The sequence below is a fragment of the Burkholderia sp. BCC1999 genome (assembly GCF_905339975.1).
Lineage (GTDB): Bacteria > Pseudomonadota > Gammaproteobacteria > Burkholderiales > Burkholderiaceae > Burkholderia.
In genome coordinates this window covers 239,118-261,270 of the sequence record NZ_CAJPHP010000012.1, presented here as the reverse complement: position 1 = coordinate 261,270, position 22,153 = coordinate 239,118, and the positions used below count along the sequence as shown (strand labels likewise).

Genomic DNA, 22,153 nt, shown 5'->3' with positions numbered 1-22,153 from the left:
GCTGCTTGAGCCGGATCGCCGCCGACAGCCCGGCGGGGCCGCCGCCGACGATCACGACGTCGTATTCCATCGATTCGCGCGGGCCGTATTGCTCGATGAGGCTTGCGGGGGTCATTGGCGTTCCTCTAACCGTTAGAATGCTTTTATTCGGGAGCGTATTGTCTGCGAAACGAAACGCTTGCCGCAACAACATGCGGCTAGATTAGCACGATCGTTCTATTTTTGTGCTAGGGTAATGCTGCCCGGGCTGTGCCGCCCGGGCTGGCGAAACGACATCGAAAGGGGATGTGCAAATGGGTCGATCGATCAATCTGGAAGGCAAGGTTGCGCTGGTCACGGGCGCGTCGAGCGGCCTCGGGCAGCGCTTTGCGCAGGTGCTGTCGCAGGCCGGCGCGAAAGTCGTGCTTGCGAGCCGCCGTGTCGAGCGCCTGAAGGAGCTGCGCGCGGAGATCGAGGCGGCGGGCGGCGCCGCGCACGTCGTGTCGCTCGACGTCACCGACGTCCAGAGCATCAAGGCGGCGGTCGCGCATGCGGAAACGGAAGCCGGCACGATCGACATCCTTGTGAACAATTCGGGTGTCTCGACAATGCAGAAGCTCGTCGACGTCACGCCGGCCGATTTCGAGTTCGTGTTCGACACCAACACGCGCGGTGCATTTTTCGTCGCGCAGGAAGTCGCGAAGCGGATGATCATGCGCGCGAACGGCAGCGGTAACGGCAAGCCGCCGTGCCGGATCATCAACATCGCGTCGGTGGCCGGGCTGCGCGTGTTCCCGCAGATCGGGCTGTACGCGATGAGCAAGGCCGCGGTCGTGCAGATGACGCGCGCGATGGCGCTCGAGTGGGGGCGCCACGGGATCAACGTCAACGCGATCTGTCCGGGCTATATCGATACCGAAATCAATCATTACCTGTGGGAAACCGAGCAGGGCCAGAAGCTGCAGTCGATGCTTCCGCGCCGGCGCGTTGGCAAGCCGCAGGATCTCGACGGGCTGTTGTTGCTGCTCGCGGCCGACGAGTCGCAGTTCATCAATGGCTCGATTATCTCCGCCGACGATGGCTTCGGCCTCGCCTGAGCGGACGACACTCAGCAACAAAGAAGACTGCAATGAGCGCAACAAGCGATTACTCCCCCGTATTTGAGATGTCGATGCCGATCCGCTGGGGCGACATGGACGCATTCGGCCATGTGAACAACACGGTCTATTTCCGCTACATGGAGCAGGCGCGGATCTCGTGGTTCGAGGAACTCGGCATTGCCGGCGGCAATGGCGAAGGGCAGGGGCCCGTTATCGTCACGGCGTCGATGGAATTCCTCAAGCAGCTGCATTATCCGGGCGACGTGATCGCGAAGATGTCGGCCGCGAAACCTGGCCGGAGCAGCTTCGACACCGGTTTCGAGCTCACGCGCGCGGACGATCCGCAGCACGTCTATGCGCGCGGCAAGGCGCGCTGCGTGTGGGTCGACTACGCGCTGGGCAAGTCGGTGGAGCTGCCGCAACTGCTGCGCGACACGATCGAGCGCGCACTCGCGACGAAAATCGACTGAGCGCCGGGGCGGCGAGGCCGGCGCCGGCGCGCCGGTGATTTGCCGTGCCTGTCGTTACCCGAATCGGCCGCCCTGCGCGGCCGATCGTCATTCGGGCGCCGCCACGCGACCGGCGTTCACTGTCCGAGCAGACGTTGCAGCAGCTCCGGCGTGTTGCTCGTGCCGTATTTGCGCATCAGCCGTGCGCGGTAGATGTCGACCGTGCGCGAACTGATGTCGAGCACGCGTCCGATCTGCTTGCTGGTCTTGCCGGTCGCGAGCTGCGCGGCGATCTCGCGCTCGCGCGGGGTCAGCTCGACGGCGACCCGGCGTGTCGCACTCAGATCCTCGAAGGTCCACACGCCGGCCGCGAGCGGCGCGGTGCGGTCGAGCGCGCGGCCCGTCACGTGGCACCAGAACAACTCGCCATCCGCGCGCTTCATGATTCTGTCATCCGAGTAGATGCCGTTCGCGGCCATCATGCGCGCGATACGCTCGCCGATGCGCTGGAATTCGTCCGTCGACGGGTAGAGTACCTCGTAAGACTTTCCGATCAGGTCGGCCCGCGCGCAGCGGAAGATCGACGCGAGCGCGTCGTTGCAATCCTCGATCACGCGGTCGCGAGACAGCACGAGGCCGAGCGGCGCGAGGTGGAAGGCAGTCTGGTAATCGAGAGCAGGCATGGCGCAGGCAAGCGGAGGCAAACGCTTATGTATTTTTGCGTATTGTGCCGCATCCGCGCCGCATCGTACCCTTTCAGGCATCTCGCGGCGGTTTGCCGCGACATAAAAACAGCGCGCTTCGACGCAGGCATCGCCGCGCATGCATAGAATGATGCGGCGGGCTTGCGGCCCAGCTGGGCGCGTGAACCGGTTTTGCTGGTTTCCATAGAGGAAGGGACAACTGATGAACAAAGTCTATCCAAGCGCGGCTGCCGCGCTGGAAGGGATCGTCCGCGACGGACAGACCTTCGCGGTGGGCGGCTTCGGCCTGTGCGGGATTCCGGAGGCGCTGATCGCGGCGTTGCGCGACTCGGCCGTCAAGGGCATCACCTGCATCAGCAACAACGCGGGCGTCGACGGCTTCGGCCTCGGCCTGCTGCTGGAAACGCGCCAGATCAAGAAGATGATCTCGTCGTACGTCGGCGAGAACAAGGAGTTCGAGCGCCAGTACCTGGCCGGCGAACTCGAGCTCGAATTCACGCCGCAAGGCACGCTCGCCGAGAAGCTGCGCGCGGGCGGCGCAGGCATCCCCGCCTTCTTCACGAATACCGGCTACGGCACCGTCATCGCGGAAGGCAAGGAAACGCGTCAATTCGGCGACCGCCACTACGTGCTCGAGCCGTCGCTGACGGCCGACGTCGCGCTCGTGAAGGCGTGGAAGGCCGACAAGTCCGGCAACCTGATCTATCGCCGCACGGCGCGCAACTTCAACCCGATGTGTGCGATGGCCGGCAAGATCACCGTGGTGGAGGTCGAGGAGATCGTCGAGAACGGCACGCTCGATCCGGACCAGGTCCACACGCCGGGGATTTTCGTGCAGCGCATCGTGCTGAACGCGACGCCTGAAAAACGCATCGAACAACGCGTCGTACGCGCGAAAGGAGACTGACATGGCCTGGAATCGTGACCAGATGGCCGCGCGCGCGGCGAAGGAATTGCAGGACGGCTTCTACGTGAACCTCGGTATCGGCCTGCCGACGCTCGTTGCCAACCACGTGCCGGAAGGCGTCGAGGTGTGGCTGCAGTCGGAAAACGGCCTGCTCGGTATCGGCCCGTCGCCGACCGAAGACGAAGTCGACGCCGATCTCATCAACGCCGGCAAGCAGACCGTCACGACGCTGCCGGGCTCGTCGATCTTCTCGTCGGCCGACTCGTTCGCGATGATTCGTGGCGGCCACATCAACCTCGCGATCCTCGGCGCGATGCAGGTCAGCAAGCAGGGCGACCTCGCGAACTGGATGATCCCCGGCAAGATGATCAAGGGGATGGGCGGCGCGATGGACCTCGTCGCGGGTGTGGGGCGTGTCGTCGTGCTGATGGAGCATGTCGCGAAGGGCGACCAGCACAAGATCCTCGACGCGTGCAACCTGCCGCTGACGGGTGTCGGCGTGGTCGACCTGATCATCACCGATCTCGGCGTGATCGAAGTGACGCCGGCTGGCCTGAAGGTCCTCGAGCTCGCCGACGGCGTGAGCGCCGACGAGATCCAGGCGAAGACGGGCGCGCCGCTCGACGTCAGCGCCGTCGCGTAAGTCCGCCGCGCGCCCGCGCGGTCTCGACGCCCCGCATGCCGGACGACGGCATGCGGGGCGTTTGTCATGGCGCATTGGCGGGCCGCCTATTCGGTGCCCGATGAGCCGACCCGCGCGCCGGAAGCGGTTTACAATCGTTTGCATCGGGCGCCGCAAGCGTTGCCCCGCGCGTCGCCCCCGTTCGACAGGATGCCAACGATGCCAACGACCCCAGCGAATCCCCAGGTTCCTCGCCAGCGGCGCGTGCAGTGTGTGAGCGCTGCAGGCCTGCATCACATCGCCTATACCGAGTGGGGCGATCCCGCCAACCCGCGCGTGCTCGTCTGCGTGCACGGCCTGACGCGTTCCGGGCGCGATTTCGACCGGCTCGCCGCCGCGCTGTCCGATACGTATCGCGTCGTCTGCCCCGACATCGTCGGGCGCGGCCAGTCGGACCGGCTGGCCGACCCGCGGCTCTATGCGATTCCGCAGTACGTGGCCGACATGGTGACGTTGATCGCGCGGCTCGACGTCGAATCGGTCGACTGGTTCGGTACGTCGATGGGCGGCCTGATCGGCATGGCGCTCGCGGGGCTGCCCGGTTCGCCGCTGCGCCGGATGATCGTCAACGACGTCGGTCCGCGCATCGAGCCCGATTCGCTGACACGCATCGGCGAATACCTCGGCGTGCAGCCGCGCTTCGACACCGAGCAGGAGGCCATCGACTATCTGACGTCGCTGTCGCTGCCGTTCGGCGCGCTGACTGCCGACGAATGGCGCGAGATCAATGGGCCGCTGCTGCACGAGCTGCCCGAGGGCGGCTGGACGATGCGCTACGATCCGCGTATCGCCGAGCCGTTCAAGGCCACGACGCCCGAACTGGCCGCGCTCGGCGAAGCTGCGCTGTGGCGCGCGATCGAGACGACGGATGCGGCGTTGCTCGTCGTGCGTGGCGAGACGTCCGACCTGCTGTCGCGCGAGACGGTGGCCGACATGGTGCGTCGCGGCCGGCATGTGACACACGCCGAGATTCCGGGTGCGGGCCACGCGCCGGCGTTCATCAGCGCCGACCAGATTGCGCTCGCGCGGCGGTTTTTCGTCGAAGGCGACGCATAAACGCGTCATAATATGCGGTTCGGCGGCACGCGGGCCGTGTCGCCGCCCGATTCTCTACCCACTCACGACCGGAACATTCCATGGCAGTCATTCGTCACCACGTCGGGGCCCGTCTCTCCGAAACCGCGATCCACAACGGTACCGTGTATCTGGCCGGCCAGATCGCCGAAGACACCACGCAGGACATCAAGGGCCAGACGCGCGAAGTGCTCGGCCACATCGACCGCCTGCTCGCCGAAGCGAACAGCGACAAGGCGCATCTGCTGTCGGTGCAGATCTACATCTCGGATCTGGCGAACTTCGACGGCATGAATGCCGAGTGGGATGCATGGGTCGCGCAGGGCAACACGCCGCCGCGCGCCACCGTCGAGGCGAAGCTCGCGGATCCCGCGCTGCTCGTCGAGATCGTGGTCGTCGCCGCGCAGCGGAGCTGAGCGTTATCCGACGATGACCGCATTCCGCCAGGCCGTGCAATGACCCAGTCCGTTCCCGCTTCTCCCGTCGCGGCACCGTCGTTCGACGACGTGCTGGCGTTCGTGCGCGAACGGGCAGGCGGCGCACGCCTGTCTTCGGGCGAACTGCTTGCCGATCACTCGGCCGGCACGGCGGCGATCATGCGCACGCTGAACGTCGACCCGTCCGCGATGCAGGCCGCTGCGTTGTTCGTGCTGACGCCGCATCTGAGCGACCCCGAACGCGAGCTCACCGAGCGCTTCGGCGAAGAGGTGGCGCGGCTCGTGTCCGACGTGCGCAAGCTGTTGCGGCTCGGCACCGTCAGCCTGCGCGCCGCGCAGAACGCGATGCCCGACACGGGGCGCGACGCGGCGGAGGAGCGGCGCACGCAGATCGAGGCGCTGCGCAAGATGCTGCTCGCGTTCGCGCAGGATATTCGCGTCGTGCTGATCCGGCTCGCGTCGCGGTTGCAGTCGCTGCGCTATTACGCGGCCGCGAAGATCGAGCCGCCGCCCGACGTCGCGCGCGAGACGCTCGAGATCTATGCGCCGCTCGCGAACCGTCTCGGTATCTGGCAACTGAAGTGGGAGCTCGAGGATCTCGCGTTCCGCTTCGAGGATCCCGTCACCTACAAGCGGATCGCCAAGCTGCTCGACGAGAAGCGCATCGAGCGTGAGGCGTACGTCACGCAGGCGATCGAGCGGCTGCAGCACGAGCTCGCCGAAGCGGGTATCCAGGCCGACGTGAGCGGCCGGCCGAAACATATCTACAGCATCTGGCGCAAGATGCGCGGCAAGGAGCTCGATTTCTCCGAGCTGTACGACGTGCGCGCGTTTCGCGTGATCGTGCCGGACATCAAGGATTGCTACGCGGTGCTCGGCATCGTGCACCACCTGTGGCAGCCGGTGCCGAAGGAATTCGACGACTACATCTCGCGGCCGAAGCCGAACGGCTACAAGTCGCTGCATACGGTCGTGATCGGCGACGACGGCCGCGCGTTCGAGGTGCAGATCCGCACGCAGGAGATGCACCGTTTCGCCGAGTACGGCGTGGCCGCGCACTGGCGCTACAAGGAGGCCGGCACGCGCGGTTATGGCGGCCAGTTCTCGGCGAGCGACAAGTACGACGAGAAGATCGCGTGGCTGCGCCAGTTGCTGGCGTGGAAGGACGACGTCGAGGACGGCACCGAGGTGTCGGGCGATCAGGCGTGGGCGCAATTGCGCGAGACGTCGCTCGATGACGACCACATCTACGTGCTGACGCCGCAGGCGCGCGTCATCGCGTTGCCGCAGGGCGCGACGCCGGTCGATTTCGCATACCACCTGCACAGCGAGCTCGGCCATCGCTGCCGCGGCGCGCGCGTCGACGGCGTGATGGTGCCGCTGAACACGTCGCTCGCGAACGGCCAGACGGTCGAGATCGTCGCGGTGAAGGAGGGCGGGCCGTCGCGCGACTGGCTGAACCTGCAGCTCGGCTACCTGAAGAGCCCGCGTGCGCGCCAGAAGGTGCGTGCGTGGTTCAACTCGATCGAGCAGGAAGAAAACGTCGCGCATGGCCGTGCGCTCGTCGAAAAGACGCTGCAGCGCGAAGGCAAGACGTCGGTCAACCTGGACAACCTTGCCGCGAAGCTCGGCTTCAAGTCGCCCGAAGAACTGTTCTCGGTCGTCGGCAAGGAAGAGTTCAGCCTGCGCAATGTCGAGCACGCGCTGTCCGATGCGCCGCCGCCGGAACCGGCACCCGAGGCGCCGGCCGATTTCGAGAAGCGCAGCAGCGGCGCGAGCGTCGCGCACGGTGCGTCGACCGGCGTGCTGGTAGTGGGCGTCGATGCGTTGCTGACCCAGCTGGCGCGCTGCTGCCGTCCGGCGCCGCCCGATCCGATCAGCGGGTTCGTCACGCGCGGCAAGGGCATGTCGATCCACCGTACCGACTGCCCGACGTTCCGCCGGATGGTCGAGCGCGCGCCGGAGCGCGTGCTGCAGACGACCTGGTCGGCCGACGTGCTGGGCGGTCGCGGCGCGTCCGTCTATCCGGTCGACCTGATGATCGAGGCGAGCGACCGGCAAGGGCTGCTGCGTGACATCTCCGAAGTGTTCGCGCGCGAGAAGATCAATGTGGTGGGCGTGAAGACGCAGAGTCGCCGCAATGCGGCATTCATGCAGTTCACGGTCGAGGTGTCGAATTCGGCGCAGGTGCAGCGCGCATGTACGCTGCTCGGCGAGGTGCAAGGCGTCGTGCGGGCAGGGCGGAAGGTGTGATATGGGGTTGGAACACTGTTATTTTGCTGCGACCGCATAAAAATACTTGCCAAGCGGGTAACGGCTCCATATAATCTTAGCTTCACTAGGCTCGTAGCTCAGCTGGTTAGAGCACCACCTTGACATGGTGGGGGTCGTTGGTTCGAGTCCAATCGAGCCTACCAACGAATTGAGAATGCCCGGCCTCCGGGTGTTCGATGCAGTAAAGAACTCAACGCGAACAAGGCGAATACGGTTATGACACCGCGAACGTTGACCGAAACTACTTCGGAGCGACGCTAGTCGAGGAACGTTTTCGCCCTTTCAGTTTGAGTGAAGTATCGAATGCGGCCCCTCGAAAGCGGGGCCGCATTTTTTTTGTCGCGAAAATTTCGTGCGTGATTTTTAATCGCGCGTACCTGGTCTGCCGCCCACTGTCGGCATCACGGAGATTGCTATGGTTTCGATACGCTTGCCTGACGGCTCAGTTCGACAATACGAGCATCCGGTGACAGTTGCCGAGGTTGCAGCCTCGATCGGTCCCGGCCTTGCGAAGGCTGCGCTTGGTGGCAAGCTCGATGGCGAGCTCGTTGATACGTCCACGGTGATCGACCGCGACGCTTCGCTCGCGATCGTCACGGACAAGGATGCCGACGGTCTCGACATCATTCGTCACTCGACCGCGCACTTGCTCGCGTATGCGGTGAAGGATCTGTATCCAGATGCGCAGGTGACGATCGGCCCGGTGATCGACAACGGCTTCTATTACGACTTCTCGTACAACCGTCCGTTTACGCCGGAAGATCTGGAAAAGATCGAAAAGCGCATGCAGGAACTCGCGAAGAAGGACGAGCCCGTGACGCGCCGCGTCGTGTCGCGTGACGAGGCGGCCGGTTACTTCCGCAGCATCGGCGAGAAGTACAAGGCCGAGATCATCGAATCGATCCCGCAAAGCGACGAAATCAAGCTGTACTCGCACGGCGGCTTCACCGATCTGTGCCGCGGCCCGCACGTGCCGTCCACCGGCAAGATGAAGGTCTTCAAGCTGATGAAGGTCGCGGGCGCATACTGGCGCGGCGATTCGAAGAACGAGCAGCTGCAGCGCATCTACGGTACGGCCTGGACCAAAAAGGAAGACCAGGACCAGTACCTGCACATGCTCGAGGAAGCGGAAAAGCGCGACCACCGCAAGCTCGGCAAGCAGCTCGACCTGTTCCACATGCAGGAAGAGTCGCCGGGCATGGTGTTCTGGCATCCGAAGGGCTGGGCGCTGTGGCAGCAGGTCGAGCAGTACATGCGCCGCCGCGTGAACGACGCCGGGTACCTCGAGATCAAGACGCCGATGATCATGGACCGCTCGCTGTGGGAAGCGTCGGGTCACTGGCAGAACTACCGCGAGAACATGTTCACGACGGAGTCGGAGAAGCGCGACTACGCGATCAAGCCGATGAACTGCCCGGGCCACGTCCAGGTGTTCAAGCACGGCCTGCGCTCGTACCGCGATCTGCCGTTGCGTTACGCGGAATTCGGTTCGTGCCACCGCAACGAGGCGTCGGGCGCGCTGCACGGCCTGATGCGCGTGCGCGGCTTCGTGCAGGACGATGCGCACATCTTCTGTACGGAAGACCAGTTCATTTCAGAATCGATCGCGTTCAACACGCTGGCCATGAGCGTGTACAAGGACTTCGGTTTCGATCACATCGACATCAAGCTGTCGCTGCGCCCCGAGCAGCGCGCGGGCACGGACGAGACCTGGGATCGCGCCGAGCAGGGCCTGCGCGATGCGCTGACGGCCTGCGGCCTCACGTGGGAAGAGTTGCCGGGTGAAGGCGCGTTCTACGGCCCGAAGATCGAGTACCACATCAAGGATGCGCTCGGCCGTTCGTGGCAGTGCGGCACGCTGCAGCTCGACATGGTGCTGCCGGAGCGCCTCGGCGCCGAGTACGTGGCGGAAGACAACAGCCGCCGCCGGCCGGTGATGCTGCACCGCGCGATCGTCGGTTCGATGGAGCGTTTCCTCGGCATTTTGATCGAGCACCATGCCGGTGCAATGCCTGTCTGGCTCGCGCCGTTCCAGGCAATTGTGCTCAATATCGCCGAAAGTCAGGCCGAATATGCGCAGTCTCTGACCCAAACGTTGCAAAAACAAGGGGTTAGAGTGGCGGCCGATTTGCGCAACGAGAAGATTAGCTATAAAATACGCGAGCACACGCTGGAAAAGGTGCCTTATCTCCTCGTCGTGGGCGATAAGGAGCGTGATGCGCAAACGGTAGCCGTGCGTGCCCGTGGCGGCGTCGATCTTGGCGTAATGCCGATCGAAGCCTTCGTTGAGCGTCTGCAGGAAGACCTGCGCTCGTTCAAGTAACCGCCCTGGCAGCGCGGCTCGTTTTTTTAATTTTTAGAGGAAACGTAACATCGCTACTGATAAGTCGTCGCACCGCATCAACGGTGAAATCACTGCGCCGGAAGTGCGTCTGGTCGGGATCGAGAACGAACCGCTCGGTATCGTAAAACTCGCTGATGCTTTCCGTAAATCGGAAGAACTGGATGTTGACCTGGTGGAAATCGCGCCGCAAGCGGTTCCCCCGGTTTGCCGTCTGATGGATTACGGCAAGTTCAAGTACCAGGAATCGAAGAAGCAGCACGAAGCGAAGCTGAAGCAGAAGGTCATCCAGGTCAAGGAAGTCAAGTTCCGCCCGGGTACCGATGACGGTGACTACAACGTCAAGCTCCGCAATCTCGTGCGCTTCCTCGAAGAGGGCGACAAGACGAAGATCACGTTGCGTTTCCGCGGCCGTGAAATGGCTCACCAGGAAATCGGTATGCGGATGCTTGAGCGTCTGCGCACGGATCTCGAGGAAGTCGGCCAGGTCGAGCAGATGCCGAAGATGGAAGGGCGCCAGATGATCATGGTGCTCTCGCCGAAGAAAAAGAAGTAACGGGCCCGCGCGCTTCGCGCGCTGGTTCGACAGTGGTTCGGCGCGTTGCCCGGTCAGGGCGGCGTGCCAACAATGACGGCGGCCGCGCAAGCGGTATGCCGTATACAAGTGGACTGGGTTTCGAAGGGCGGGTCAAGGGCGCAAGCCAACCGCACACCCATCGCCATCTAATAAACTGGAGTTGTTCGTCATGCCTAAGATGAAGACCAAGAAGAGCGCTGCAAAGCGCTTCGTGGTGCGTCCGGGCGGTACCGTCAAGCGCGGTCAAGCCTTCAAGCGTCACATCCTGACCAAGAAAACCACGAAGAACAAGCGTCACCTGCGCGGCGCAACGGCAGTTCATGATTCCGATCTGAACTCCGTCCGCGCAATGCTGCCGTTCGCGTAACCCCTCAACCGATACTCCAAGGAGAGAAACATGCCTCGAGTCAAACGTGGGGTAACCGCACGGGCCCGCCACAAGAAGATCATCAACCTGGCCAAGGGTTATCGCGGCCGCCGCAATAACGTCTACCGCATCGCCAAGCAGGCGGTGATGCGCGCTGGTCAGTACGCGTACCGCGACCGCCGCAACAAGAAGCGTGTGTTCCGCGCACTGTGGATCACGCGTATCAACGCGGCAGTTCGCCAGCACGACATGACCTACAGCGTGTTCATCAACGGCCTGAAGAAGGCGTCGATCGAACTCGACCGTAAGGTCCTGGCCGACATGGCGGTGTTCGACAAGGCTGCTTTTGCTGCGATCGTCAAGCAGGTGAAAGCCGCCGTTGCAGCCTAATTGAAAAATTAGCACTGCGTGGTTAGTTGCAGCGATGTTCCGGTAGTTTCGGCCGCTGCAGCGAAAACGGGGCTCTTCCGAGCCCCTTTTTTGTTTGGTGGAGCAGTTTCGCTCGCCAAGACCGAATGACGTTGGAAATGATGGGATCTATGGATCTGGACCAGATTGTCGCCGACGCGCAGCAGTCCTTCGAACAGGCTGCCGACATCACCACGCTCGAAAACGAGAAAGCACGATTTCTCGGCAAGTCGGGTGCGCTGACCGAGTTGCTCAAGGGCCTCGGCAAGCTCGATCCCGAAACACGCAAGACCGAAGGCGCGCGCATCAACGTCGTGAAGCAGCAGGTTGAAGCCGCGCTGACCGCCCGTCGCCAGGCACTGGCCGACGCGCTGCTGAATCAGCGCCTCACCGCCGAAGCGATCGACGTGACGCTGCCGGGCCGTGGCGCCGGCGCAGGCAGCCTGCACCCCGTGATGCGCACGTGGGAGCGGGTCGAACAGATTTTCGGCTCGATCGGTTTCGATGTGGCCGACGGCCCCGAAATCGAGACCGACTGGTACAACTTCACGTCGCTGAACAGCCCGGAAAACCATCCGGCGCGTTCGATGCAGGACACCTTCTACGTCGAAGGCAAGGATGCCGACGGCCGCCAGCTGCTGCTGCGTACGCACACGAGCCCGATGCAGGTGCGTTATGCGCGCATGAACCGTCCGCCGATCAAGGTGATCGCGCCGGGCCGCACCTATCGCGTCGACAGCGATGCGACCCACTCGCCGATGTTCAATCAGGTCGAGGGACTGTGGATCGACGAGAACATCAGCTTCGCCGACCTCAAGGGCGTCTACACCGACTTCCTGAAAAAATTCTTCGAGCGCGACGACATCCTCGTGCGCTTCCGTCCGTCGTATTTCCCGTTCACGGAACCGTCGGCCGAGATCGACATGATGTTCGAGCAAGGCAAGAATGCCGGCAAGTGGCTCGAGATTTCCGGCTCGGGGCAGGTGCATCCGACCGTGATTCGCAACATGGGCCTCGATCCCGAGCGCTACATCGGCTTCGCGTTCGGCAGCGGCCTCGAGCGCCTGACGATGCTGCGCTACGGCGTCCAGGATCTCCGGCTGTTCTTCGAGAACGACCTGCGTTTCCTGCGCCAGTTCGCATAACGCCGCTCGCCGCGCCGACCTGTGCCCGCGCATGCCCCGAAGGACGATCCGATGGGGCCCGGGCGTCGATCTAACCTGTTTCGAACGTAGACATCCATGCAATTCCCTGAATCCTGGTTGAGAACCTTTGTCGACCCGCAGCTGACGACCGACGAACTGTCGCACGCGCTGACGATGGCGGGGCTCGAAGTCGAATCGCTGAGCAAGGCTGCGCCGCCGACGTCGAAGATCGTCGTCGGCCGCGTGCTCGAAGTCGTCAAGCATCCGGATGCGGACAAGCTCAATGTCTGCCAGGTCGACGCCGGCACCGGCGCGACGCTGAACATCGTCTGCGGCGCGCCGAACGTCGCGCCCGGCATCAAGGTGCCGGTTGCATTGGTCGGCGCGGAACTGCCGCCGTCGGAAGAGGGCGGCAAGCCGTTCGCGATCAAGCTGTCGAAGCTGCGCGGCGTGGAGAGCCAGGGGATGCTGTGCTCGGCACGCGAACTCAAGCTGTCCGAGGACCACAGCGGCCTGCTGATCCTGCCGGAAGACACACCGGTTGGCCAGGACATCCGCGAGACGCTCAATCTCGACGACACGATCTTCGAAATCAAGCTGACGCCGAACAAGGCAGACTGCCTGTCCGTGTTCGGTATCGCGCGCGAGACGGCCGCGATCACCGGCGCGCCGCTGACGCCGGTCGACATCCGCCCGGTGCGCGTCGAGCTCGACGAAACGCTGCCGGTGCGTATCGCCGCGCCCGATCTGTGCGGCCGTTTCTCGGGTCGCGTGATCCGTGGCGTGAACGCGCACGCGAAGACGCCGCAGTGGATGGTCGAGCGCCTCGAGCGTTCGGGCCAGCGCAGCGTGTCCGCGCTGGTCGACATCTCGAACTACGTGATGTTCGAGCTCGGCCGCCCGTCGCACGTGTTCGATCTCGACAAGATCCATGGCGGTATCGAGGTGCGCTGGGGCAAGCGCGGCGAATCGCTGAAGCTGCTCAATGGCAACACCGTCGAACTCGACGAAACGGTCGGCGTGATTTCGGATGCCGCCCAAGTCGAGAGCCTGGCCGGCATCATGGGCGGCGACAGCACGGCCGTCACGCTCGATACGACCAACATCTATCTCGAAGCCGCGTTCTGGTGGCCGGACAGCATCCGCGGCCGCGCGCGCAAGTACAACTTCTCGACCGATGCGGCGCATCGCTTCGAGCGCGGTGTCGACTACGCGACGACCGTCGAGCACGTCGAGCGCATCACGCAACTGATTCTCGAGATCTGCGGCGGCAAGGCCGGCCCGGTCGACGATCAGTCGGTGAACCTGCCGCAGCGCGCGCCGGTGAAGATGCGCGTTTCGCGCGCGAACCGCATCATCGGCGTGAAGATCAGCGCCGACGAGATCGCCAGCATCTTCACGCGCCTCGCGTTGCCGTTCGAGCGTGAAGACGACGCATTCCTCGTTACGCCGCCGTCGCACCGCTTCGACATCGAGATCGAGGAAGACCTGATCGAGGAAGTGGCGCGCATCTACGGTTTCGAAAAGATTCCGGTGCGTCCGCCGGTCGCGACGAGCGAAATGCGCGCGACCAACGAGACGCGGCGCTCGATCCACGACATCCGTCACGCGCTCGCCGCGCGCGACTACGCGGAAACCGTCAACTTCAGCTTCGTCGATGCGGAGTGGGAGCACGATTTCGCCGGCAACGACAACCCGATCCGGTTGCTGAACCCGATCGCGAGCCAGCTTTCGGTGATGCGCACGACGCTGTTCGGCAGCCTGATCGCCGTGCTGCGCCACAACCTGAACCGCCGTGCCGATCGCGTGCGCGTGTTCGAGTCGGGCCGCGTGTTCCTCACCGATTCGTCGGTGAAGGCCGGCGAGCTGGCGGTCGAAGGTCATGCGCAGCCGAAGCGTGTCGGCGCGCTGGCGTACGGTCCGGCAGTCGACGAGCAGTGGGGCGTCGCTACCCGCGCGGTCGATTTCTTCGACGTGAAGGGCGACCTCGAGGCGCTGCTGGCGCCGGCGGCCGCACGCTTCGTGAAGGCAGAGCATCCGGCCCTCCATCCGGGCCGCAGCGCACGCATCGAGGTCGATGGCCGTGCGGTCGGCTGGATCGGCGAGTTGCACCCGCGCCTGATGCAGAAGTACGAGCTGCCGCACGCGCCGGTGATGTTCGAGATCGATGCGGACGCGCTGATTGCACGTGCGCTGCCGGCACCGACCGATGTGTCGAAATTCCCGCCGGTCCGTCGCGATATCGCCGTTGTCGTCGATCAGGCGGTCGAGGTTCAGGCACTTTTCGACGAAATGAAGAAGGCGCTTGCCGAAGAGGCCTGCCGATTCGTTCAGAAGGTTGTACTCTTCGACGAATTTCGTGCAAAATCAAATACTTCCGGTGGCCTTGCCGCGCACGAGAAGAGCCTTGCCTTCCGCGTGACGCTGCAGGACGCGGCTGGCACGCTGCAGGACGAGGTCGTCGATCAGGCGATCCAGACGCTGGTCGAGCGGATGGCTCGTACGGGTGCCCGCCTGCGCGGCTAAGGAGAGGGCCCGCCCGTTCGCGGGCGGCTTTTTCCCATCGTAAGTTTTGATTTAACGCGCTGTATGGCAGATATGAATGACATGACCTCGAGTGAATTCGAAGCCCTCCTGACGGCGCAACGCAGCGCCATGAACCGCGACGCTTCGGCGCCGGCGTCCCCCGAGACGCCCACGCTGACGAAGGCGGAGCTGGCGGAGCTGCTGTTCGACAGCGTCGGGCTGAACAAGCGTGAAGCGAAGGACATGGTCGAGGCGTTTTTCGAGGTGATCCGCGACGCGCTCGAAAACGGCGAGAGCGTCAAGCTGTCGGGATTCGGCAATTTCCAGCTGCGCGATAAGCCGCAGCGTCCGGGCCGCAATCCGAAGACGGGCGAGGCGATTCCGATCGCGGCGCGCCGGGTGGTAACCTTCCACGCGAGCCAGAAGCTGAAGGCGCTGGTCGAAAACGGCGCGGAATAAGCGCCGCACGCAGCAGTCTCCGCGCGGCCGCCGCGCACCCTTTACCGACGGTTAACCGACGATGACCACTACGGTTGAGAAAGTCGTCTTGCCTCCGATTCCCGCGAAGCGCTACTTCACGATCGGTGAAGTCAGCGAACTGTGCGGGGTCAAGCCGCATGTGCTGCGTTATTGGGAACAGGAATTCACTCAGCTGCGGCCGGTGAAGCGGCGCGGCAATCGTCGGTATTACCAGCATCACGAAGTGCTGCTGATCCGGCGGATTCGCGAGTTGCTCTACGAGCAGGGATTCACGATCAACGGTGCACGCAACCGGCTCGATTCGCCGGGTAGCGAGCGGGGCGCGGCGGAACCGGTCGAACCCGAGTTGCAGGCCGCCGACGTGCGTGTATCGGGCAAGCCGGGTGGAACCGTCGACGTCATCGCATTGCGGCAGGCGCTGCTCGACGTGATCGACGGACTGAAGCACGACTGAGCGCGCAGCGCGAACGAGATCAAGGGGAAAGCCCGGTTGGCGATGCGCCACCGGGCTTTTTTCATGGGCACCGCACGTACGCATCAGCGCGACGCGAGCGGATTCTTCTGGCCCATGTCGACGACCAGCGTACCATCCGGCAGCATCCGCACCGAGCCCTGCGCGACCTGGCTGCGGTAGCCGTACAGGTCGAAACGCATCGGGCCGGCCTGGGCCGAATTGCGGATCAGCGCGCGCACGTTCAGCTCGAGCACGTTGAACATCTTCATGTCGCCGCCTTCCATCCACATGTAGCTCGGCGCGTCGATCTGCGGCCGCTTCGGCGCGGGTGCGCCGGCCGCGCGCCGGAACGTGAGGCGCAGTCCGTCGCGCTCGACCGTGGCCTGCCCGAGCTTGCCGTTCAGCATCGGCGGCGGGAACACGGTGTACTGGTCGAGCACGAGCGTGTCGCCGCGCAGCTCCGCGCCTCGCCGCTGCAGCGGCGTCAGCGACGCGAGCTCGATGCCGAGCGAGCGCAGGAGCTGCGCCTGTGGAATGCCGAGCACCGACACCTGTGCGGGCTTGAACGCGAGGTGCCGGTCGTCGAGTACCGTCAGCGAGCCCTTCATGTCGGTCGGCAGCCAGACGCCCGGCACGTGATTCCACAGCTTGATGCCGCCCTGGACGCGCAGGTTCTGGCCGTCCGCGCTCAGTTGCAGGTCGTTCAGCGAACGCGGCGAGTAGTCGAGCAGGTAGTTGTTGAACAGCGCGGACATTGCCTTCCACGACTCGACGACCGTGCCGCCGAGAATGCGGATGTCGTACTGGTTCGGATCGTCGAGATCGACGGGCTCACCGGGCCGCTTCGACACGAGCTCGACGTCGAGATCCTCGACATGGAAGCCGATATCGCCGGACAGGTTGAAGTCGACGTTGCGCAGATGGATCGTCGGGTTGCGGTTCGACACGTGCCGTTCGTTGAACGGCGTGGTCGACGTGCGCCGCATCGCGACCTTCTGCATGCCGGGATGCAGGGTGTCCGCCGCGAGCGCATAGGCTTCCCAGTGCTGGCGCACGTCGCGCAGCGCGGACTGCTGCGTGGCGAGGAAGCTGTCGTTCAGGCGCGCGGTCGCGTTGCCGAGCAGCGCGCCGCTGGCCGGGCCCGTGTACGAGGGCATCCGGATCGCCATTGCACCGCTTTCGTCGAAATTGAAGTAGCCGGCCGACACCTGGTCGCGATAGTGATACAGGTCGAACACGAACGTCTGGTCGCGCTTCGACGGATCGACAGGACCGATCAGGATGTCCGCGTTCATCGGCATCGAGCGCATGAACTTCACGTCGCCGCCGCGGATATACATCGCCTGCTGCGGTGCGCTCGCGGGCATCGCGAAGCCGGCATGCGTGCCGTCGTCGAGCTTCAGGTCGAGGCCGGCCGGCGTCACGCGCAGCGCGGTGATCGTGAGCTTCAGGCGCGGCGGCGGCATCAGCTTGTCGACCGCCATCACGAGATCGTCGCCGGCGAGCTGCGCGATCGGCGTCTGGACTTTCAGCAGATCGGCCATCTTCACGTTGGCCGCGCGCATCACCGGTTGCGCGTTGATGCCCGACACGCGTACGCCGGTCGGGTGGAACACGAGCTGGCTACCGTCGCGTATCGCAAGCGTGCCGGTCAGCGAGAACGGGACCCAACCGTCGCGCTGCATCTCGCCTTGAAGATGGATCACGCCGTCGCCGGCCGATACGGCCAGCTTGCGCAGCGGCGCGTTGCGGTAGCCGAAGATGTAGGTGTTGAAGAGGGCGGTCAGCTTCGCGTTGTCGAGCGTGACCGTGCCTTCGTGCACGTCGATCTGGAAGCTCGTCGGATCGTCGAACACGATCGGCGCGCCGGCCTGCGTCGGCACGAGCGTGGCCGACAGCTGATGGATGAAGAAACCGAGGTTGTTGACGATGCGGAAATCGACGTCGCGCAGGAACGTCATCGCGCCGTTCTGGCCCGAGTCACGCAGCGTGAACGGGCGCGGTTGCGTGAGGCTGAGCGACGCCACCGACGGTACGGTGCGTGCGATCTGCTGCTCGCGCGCGAGGCGCTCGGCTTTGGTGCGTTCGATCTTCGTCGACGCGACCGAAGGGCTGCCGTCGCGCTGCGCGGCCGATTCAGCGCAGCCGGCGCAGAGCAGCGCGAGCGCAAGTGTGCCGCAGCCAAATACGCGGGATGCGGTGTGCGACGCCGGGGCGGCCGTGCGTCGCAGGCCGGACATCCAGTCGAAAATTGCCAAAGGCGAGCGATGGCCGCGCCGGACCGCATTCCGCATCGTCTGTCTCCATGTCTTGTCGTGATCGACGGCGGCGCGTGCCACTGCACGGCGCGAGCGTCGATGCCGTGCAGTGTGTCATAGCGTGCTAGAGCGGCGTTACCAAACAACGGGCGCCCGGGCGCGGGGCGCCGGCGGGCTGCGGGACAATGGATTCGCGGTGATCGGGCGACCGGATCAAACGGTCGTTTGGTTTTTGCCGGGCGTCGGCCGGGGCCTTTTGCGGCGACCGGGCAAATCCGTCGCGAGCCTTGGCCGGCGCGGGTTTGCCCGGATGGGCGATACGGTGGCCGGTCAGACCAGCAGGCGCTGCCGGATCGCGTTCTGCGTGGCCTGGTCGAGTTGCAGGCCGTTCTCGATATACGACCCCATCGAGCCGTACGAAGCCGTGACCTGATCGAATGCCGCTTGCAGATAGTCGGCGTGTGCGCCTTGCAATGCGGTCATCATGTCCGCTGCATTCTGCCCACCGGCTTTTTGGGCCTGGGCGACGGAGGCGGCGATTTCGGCTGCGCTGTACGTGTTGGTGAGCAGGTAGTCGTCGACGATCGTTTGCTGCGGGACGCCGACGATCGTGTGCAGGATGGCGGTTGCCCAGCCGGTGCGATCCTTGCCGGCCGTGCAATGGAACACCAGGTTTTCACCCGTGCCGACGAAGCCGGTGAACAGCGCGTGATAGCTCGCATGCGCGGTGTCCGACGTCACGAACGCGCGGTACATGCTCAGCATGAAAGCGGTCGCGGTTGCGCCGCTGGTCGGGAGCGGATCGATGCTGGCGGCGCCGAGCACGTTGAGGTTTTGCCAGGCGGCACCGGCGATCGTCACATCGGGTTGCGTCTTGATTTCGGCGGGCGTGCGCAGGTCGCAGATCTGCTTGATGCCGAGCGTGCCGACGGTCGCGACGTCGGCGCTGGACAGCGCGAGCGCAGACGAGCGGTAGATCACGCCTTTCTTCATCTTTGCGCCGCCGGTCGTTGCATAGCCGGTGCCGTCCGGCCCGGCGGTGTCGCGAAAGTTCGATACCGAAGCCAGCCGCGGTGTCGTGACCGGTGCGACCGAGATCGAGTCGCCGCCGCATGCCGACAGCAGCGACGCGCTTCCCAGCGCCACGCCTATCGTGCCGGCGCTCAGCCGGAGAAATTGTCGACGGGAGATTTCGTTTTTCTGATGCATTCAATGCCCTTTGTCGAAGACGGTTACAAGACGTCGCGACCGCGGGGTGACCGAAGCCGCCGCCTGTCTCGCGCAACGCGGCAAAGCCGGGCGGGCCGGATCGATCGGCATGCAGTCGGACGGTTCGCCGGGCGCGTCGATCTCGCGCCGGCTAACCGCACGGTAGCGATTTACGGCGAATCGGCCATCGTCCTTTTTGATGAGAAACGTGGCCGACGCGGGCCGTGCATCAACGAATACGATTGGCGTTGACGGCGAGGTAAGATCGGCATCAGTGGCTGGTTCGATCACAACACGGTAGCCATCACGGGGAAGCGCCATGGACCTGAAGGAAGTCGACGTTTTGGGTGCGGGGGTAGGCGATCACTGGTACTACGCGTCGAAGGCGAGCGCGATCCGACGGTTTCTGGGCGGGGCGGGCGCGAACCGGATCCTCGACGTCGGAGCGGGCTCCGGCTTTTTCTCGAAGCACCTGCTGGAGCGCACGCAGGCATCGGAAGCGTGGTGCGTCGATACAAGCTATGCCGACGATACCGACGAGGAGATGGCCGGCAAGCCCATTCACTTTCGGCGATCCGTCGAACGTTTCGATGCCGATCTCGTGTTGCTGATGGACGTGCTCGAGCATGTCGACGACGACGTCGGTCTGCTGACGCAGTACGTGAGGGGCGCGCCTTCGGGCAGCCGGTTCCTGATCACGGTGCCCGCGTTCCAGTTTCTCTGGAGCGGCCATGATGATTTTCTCGAGCACAAGCGCCGCTATACGTTGGGCAGTCTCGAGGAGGTGGTGCGTCGCGCGGGGCTCGACGTCGAGCACGGCGCTTATTATTTCGGTCTCACGTTTCCGCTGGCGGCCGCGTTGCGGCTCGGCGAGCGTGCGCGTCGGCAGCCGCGCGCGCCGGCATCGCAACTGCGCCTTCACCATCCGCTCGTCAACGGCCTGCTCAAGACGATCTGTCGCATCGAGTTGCCGATGTTCCGCTTCAATCGCGTCGCCGGATTGACGGTCATCTGTGTGGCGCGCAAGCGGTGAATGCGACGCAAGGGCCGTGAGGTCGGTGCGCAAGGCGTGTCGCCATGCGCACGGGCACGGGCAGCCGTGCCGTCAGGCCAAAAAATTTCACAAGAACATTCACAAAATGCATGCGACCCGATTCTAAATCGGAACAGTGTCTGTTATACTTTTCTTCTTTCGGGGCGTAGCGCAGCCTGGTAGCGTACCTGCATGGGGTGCAGGTGGTCGGAGGTTCAAATCCTCTCGCCCCGACCAGACAAAGAACCCGCGTCAGCACAGGCTGGCGCGGGTTTTTTCTTGCCCGTCGCTTTTTTGCACATCGCGGCGCGGCCCCGGTAAAATGCAAGGTTGATCCACGGAAAGCGCCGTGATTTAGCGGAAGAGGATTCCCCGAACATGACTGATCTTCGTCTTACCATGCGGTTCGCTGCAGTGCTCGCCACCGGCGCGCTCGTCGCCGGTTGCGGTACGTCGTCGCCCACGAAAGTGGACTACAAGAGCGATTCGAAATCGAAGGAAGCGTCGCTCGCAGTGCCGCCCAACATGCTCGACGAGACGGCCGATCAGCGTTCGCTGCCGCCCCAGGGCGGCGCGACTTCCCTGTCTGCGCTTCAGCAAGTCCAGCAGGCAGCGCCTGCGCTGGACACCGTCGCGCCGACCGTGACCGGCATGCATATCCAGCGCGACGGCACCGAGAGCTGGCTCGTGATCGACGCCAAGCAGCCGGCCGACATCTGGCCGCAGGTCCGCCGGTTCTGGCAGGAGCAGGGCTTCCTGCTCGTGGTCGACCAGCGCGACAAGGGCGTGATGGAAACCGACTGGAACGAAACCCACCCGCAAATCAACGACGGCCTGATCCGCAGCGTGATCTCGAAGGCGATGGGCAACTCGTACGTGACGGCCGAACGCAACAAGTACCGCACGCGCCTCGATTCGGCGCCGAACGGCGGCACCTACGTGTTCATCAGCCAGAAGGGCATGCGCGAGGCGATCACGGGTGCGAACAACGATTCGAGCAAGTGGGAGCCGAAGCCGAACGATCCGGCGCTCGAGACTGAATACCTGAAGCGGTTGATGGCCGTGCTCGCGCAGAATGCGCAGCGCGCGAAGAACGGCGAACCGCCGATCGCGAACATCAAGGACAACACGGTACCGGCGGAGAAGAAGGCCGACGCCGACGCATCGTCGAAGGCTGCCGCGGCGGTCGCCGCGCAGAACGTCACGCGCACGTCGGCACAAGGCAACGACGCGGCCGACGCGGCTGTGCCGTCCGAAGTCACGCTCGGCGAGCCGTACGATCGGTCGTGGCTGCACGTCGGCCTCGCGCTCGATCGCGCGAACTTCACGGTCGACGATCGCGATCGCACGAAGGGGCTGTATTTCGTGCGCTACGTCGATCCGAAGGATCTGACCTCGGCCGAGCAAGGCTTCTGGAGCCAGTTGTTCCACGGCAAGAAGGAAAAGCAGGCGAAGCAGTACCGCGTCAACGTGAAGGCGGTCACGGCCGACCAGACGCGCGTTGCGATCGTCGACGATGCGGGGGCGATCGACACGACGTCGGCGGCCCGCCAGATCATGGGGCTGCTCGTGAATCAGCTGCGCTGATCGCGGTACCTTCCTGTATCACCGAAAAGCCCGCCATTCGGCGGGCTTTTTTCATGGCTGCTTGCTCCGCTGTCGTATGTGCGAGCGGGTCGGTCCCTCCTGGTGACGTTACGTAACATCCGCGCGTTACGGCGGCAGAACACGTGTCACATTGTCTCGGAC

General features: G+C 64.2%; 21 protein-coding genes and 2 tRNA genes. 19 read left to right on the top strand and 4 right to left on the bottom strand.

Annotated features, from left to right (window positions below; translation table 11 throughout):
* Nucleotides 1-187: FAD-binding protein (locus U5809_RS19745; RefSeq protein WP_236596366.1), on the bottom strand; the 187-nt coding region annotated here is incomplete at its 3' end.
* 106 nt (nt 188-293) lie between these two features.
* Here U5809_RS19745 and U5809_RS19740 point away from each other — a divergent pair.
* A complete protein-coding gene (locus tag U5809_RS19740; protein WP_011351770.1) occupies nt 294-1,076 on the top strand; it encodes an SDR family oxidoreductase in 783 nt (260 codons plus the stop codon).
* Between the two features lie 32 nt (nt 1,077-1,108).
* Nucleotides 1,109-1,549 (top strand): acyl-CoA thioesterase, encoded by a 441-nt coding sequence (locus U5809_RS19735; protein WP_124454777.1) that lies wholly within the window; start codon nt 1,109-1,111, stop codon nt 1,547-1,549.
* A 116-nt stretch (nt 1,550-1,665) separates the two neighbouring features.
* Here U5809_RS19735 and U5809_RS19730 read toward each other — a convergent pair whose 3' ends face one another.
* On the bottom strand, nt 1,666-2,211 hold the full coding sequence (locus U5809_RS19730; RefSeq protein ID WP_322087776.1) for a PAS and helix-turn-helix domain-containing protein: 546 nt from the start codon (nt 2,209-2,211) through the stop codon (nt 1,666-1,668).
* A gap of 223 nt (nt 2,212-2,434) precedes the next feature.
* Between U5809_RS19730 and U5809_RS19725 the strand changes: the two genes are divergently transcribed.
* The 14 genes from U5809_RS19725 to U5809_RS19660 all read left to right on the top strand — a co-directional run bounded on the left by U5809_RS19725 (nt 2,435) and on the right by U5809_RS19660 (nt 15,904).
* Nucleotides 2,435-3,139, top strand: a complete 705-nt coding sequence (locus tag U5809_RS19725; RefSeq protein ID WP_011545238.1) for a CoA transferase subunit A — start codon at nt 2,435-2,437, stop codon at nt 3,137-3,139.
* A 1-nt stretch (nt 3,140) separates the two neighbouring features.
* Nucleotides 3,141-3,782: a CoA transferase subunit B gene (locus tag U5809_RS19720; protein WP_322087775.1), complete on the top strand. Its 642-nt coding sequence runs from the start codon at nt 3,141-3,143 to the stop codon at nt 3,780-3,782.
* A 198-nt stretch (nt 3,783-3,980) separates the two neighbouring features.
* The gene (locus U5809_RS19715) at nt 3,981-4,877 is read left to right on the top strand and encodes an alpha/beta hydrolase (RefSeq protein WP_322087774.1); all 897 of its coding nucleotides are present in this window, start codon (nt 3,981-3,983) and stop codon (nt 4,875-4,877) included.
* Nucleotides 4,878-4,957: 80 nt separating this feature from the next.
* A complete protein-coding gene (locus U5809_RS19710) occupies nt 4,958-5,311 on the top strand; it encodes a RidA family protein (RefSeq protein ID WP_021162422.1) in 354 nt (117 codons plus the stop codon).
* A 39-nt stretch (nt 5,312-5,350) separates the two neighbouring features.
* Complete coding sequence (locus U5809_RS19705) at nt 5,351-7,585, top strand: bifunctional (p)ppGpp synthetase/guanosine-3',5'-bis(diphosphate) 3'-pyrophosphohydrolase (protein WP_322087771.1); 2,235 nt, start codon at nt 5,351-5,353, stop codon at nt 7,583-7,585.
* An 87-nt stretch (nt 7,586-7,672) separates the two neighbouring features.
* A tRNA-Val gene (locus U5809_RS19700) sits at nt 7,673-7,749 on the top strand.
* 272 nt (nt 7,750-8,021) lie between these two features.
* Nucleotides 8,022-9,929 carry a threonine--tRNA ligase gene (thrS, locus tag U5809_RS19695; RefSeq protein WP_176051216.1) on the top strand — a complete coding sequence of 636 codons (1,908 nt, stop codon included), beginning with the start codon at nt 8,022-8,024 and terminating at the stop codon, nt 9,927-9,929.
* A gap of 49 nt (nt 9,930-9,978) precedes the next feature.
* On the top strand, nt 9,979-10,503 hold the full coding sequence (gene infC, locus U5809_RS19690; RefSeq protein ID WP_071734130.1) for a translation initiation factor IF-3: 525 nt from the start codon (nt 9,979-9,981) through the stop codon (nt 10,501-10,503).
* A 190-nt stretch (nt 10,504-10,693) separates the two neighbouring features.
* The gene (gene rpmI, locus U5809_RS19685) at nt 10,694-10,891 is read left to right on the top strand and encodes a 50S ribosomal protein L35 (RefSeq protein ID WP_004191477.1); all 198 of its coding nucleotides are present in this window, start codon (nt 10,694-10,696) and stop codon (nt 10,889-10,891) included.
* 30 nt (nt 10,892-10,921) lie between these two features.
* Complete coding sequence (rplT, locus tag U5809_RS19680; RefSeq protein WP_004192938.1) at nt 10,922-11,281, top strand: 50S ribosomal protein L20; 360 nt, start codon at nt 10,922-10,924, stop codon at nt 11,279-11,281.
* Nucleotides 11,282-11,430: 149 nt separating this feature from the next.
* The gene (pheS, locus tag U5809_RS19675; protein WP_059234715.1) at nt 11,431-12,444 is read left to right on the top strand and encodes a phenylalanine--tRNA ligase subunit alpha; all 1,014 of its coding nucleotides are present in this window, start codon (nt 11,431-11,433) and stop codon (nt 12,442-12,444) included.
* A gap of 96 nt (nt 12,445-12,540) precedes the next feature.
* The gene (gene pheT / locus U5809_RS19670; protein WP_322087770.1) at nt 12,541-14,970 is read left to right on the top strand and encodes a phenylalanine--tRNA ligase subunit beta; all 2,430 of its coding nucleotides are present in this window, start codon (nt 12,541-12,543) and stop codon (nt 14,968-14,970) included.
* A gap of 72 nt (nt 14,971-15,042) precedes the next feature.
* Complete coding sequence (locus U5809_RS19665; RefSeq protein ID WP_034190156.1) at nt 15,043-15,429, top strand: integration host factor subunit alpha; 387 nt, start codon at nt 15,043-15,045, stop codon at nt 15,427-15,429.
* A 61-nt stretch (nt 15,430-15,490) separates the two neighbouring features.
* Nucleotides 15,491-15,904: a MerR family transcriptional regulator gene (locus tag U5809_RS19660; RefSeq protein WP_282507346.1), complete on the top strand. Its 414-nt coding sequence runs from the start codon at nt 15,491-15,493 to the stop codon at nt 15,902-15,904.
* An 83-nt stretch (nt 15,905-15,987) separates the two neighbouring features.
* On the opposite strand, the gene U5809_RS19655 is transcribed toward U5809_RS19660, so the two are convergent.
* Both U5809_RS19655 and U5809_RS19650 read right to left on the bottom strand, forming a co-directional pair.
* Nucleotides 15,988-18,198, bottom strand: coding sequence for a hypothetical protein (locus U5809_RS19655; RefSeq protein WP_322087769.1), 2,211 nt, complete (start codon nt 18,196-18,198; stop codon nt 15,988-15,990).
* Nucleotides 18,199-18,492: 294 nt separating this feature from the next.
* The gene (locus tag U5809_RS19650) at nt 18,493-19,308 is read right to left on the bottom strand and encodes a tyrosine-protein phosphatase (RefSeq protein ID WP_322087768.1); all 816 of its coding nucleotides are present in this window, start codon (nt 19,306-19,308) and stop codon (nt 18,493-18,495) included.
* Between the two features lie 382 nt (nt 19,309-19,690).
* Here U5809_RS19650 and U5809_RS19645 point away from each other — a divergent pair, with 382 nt between their 5' ends.
* From U5809_RS19645 to bamC, 3 genes are all read left to right on the top strand, one after another.
* Entirely contained in the window at nt 19,691-20,404 is a 714-nt protein-coding gene (locus U5809_RS19645; RefSeq protein ID WP_322087767.1) for a class I SAM-dependent methyltransferase, read from the top strand.
* Between the two features lie 160 nt (nt 20,405-20,564).
* Nucleotides 20,565-20,641, top strand: a tRNA-Pro gene (locus U5809_RS19640).
* 141 nt (nt 20,642-20,782) lie between these two features.
* Complete coding sequence (gene bamC / locus U5809_RS19635) at nt 20,783-21,991, top strand: outer membrane protein assembly factor BamC (protein WP_176051223.1); 1,209 nt, start codon at nt 20,783-20,785, stop codon at nt 21,989-21,991.
* Nucleotides 21,992-22,153: the final 162 nt, after the last annotated feature.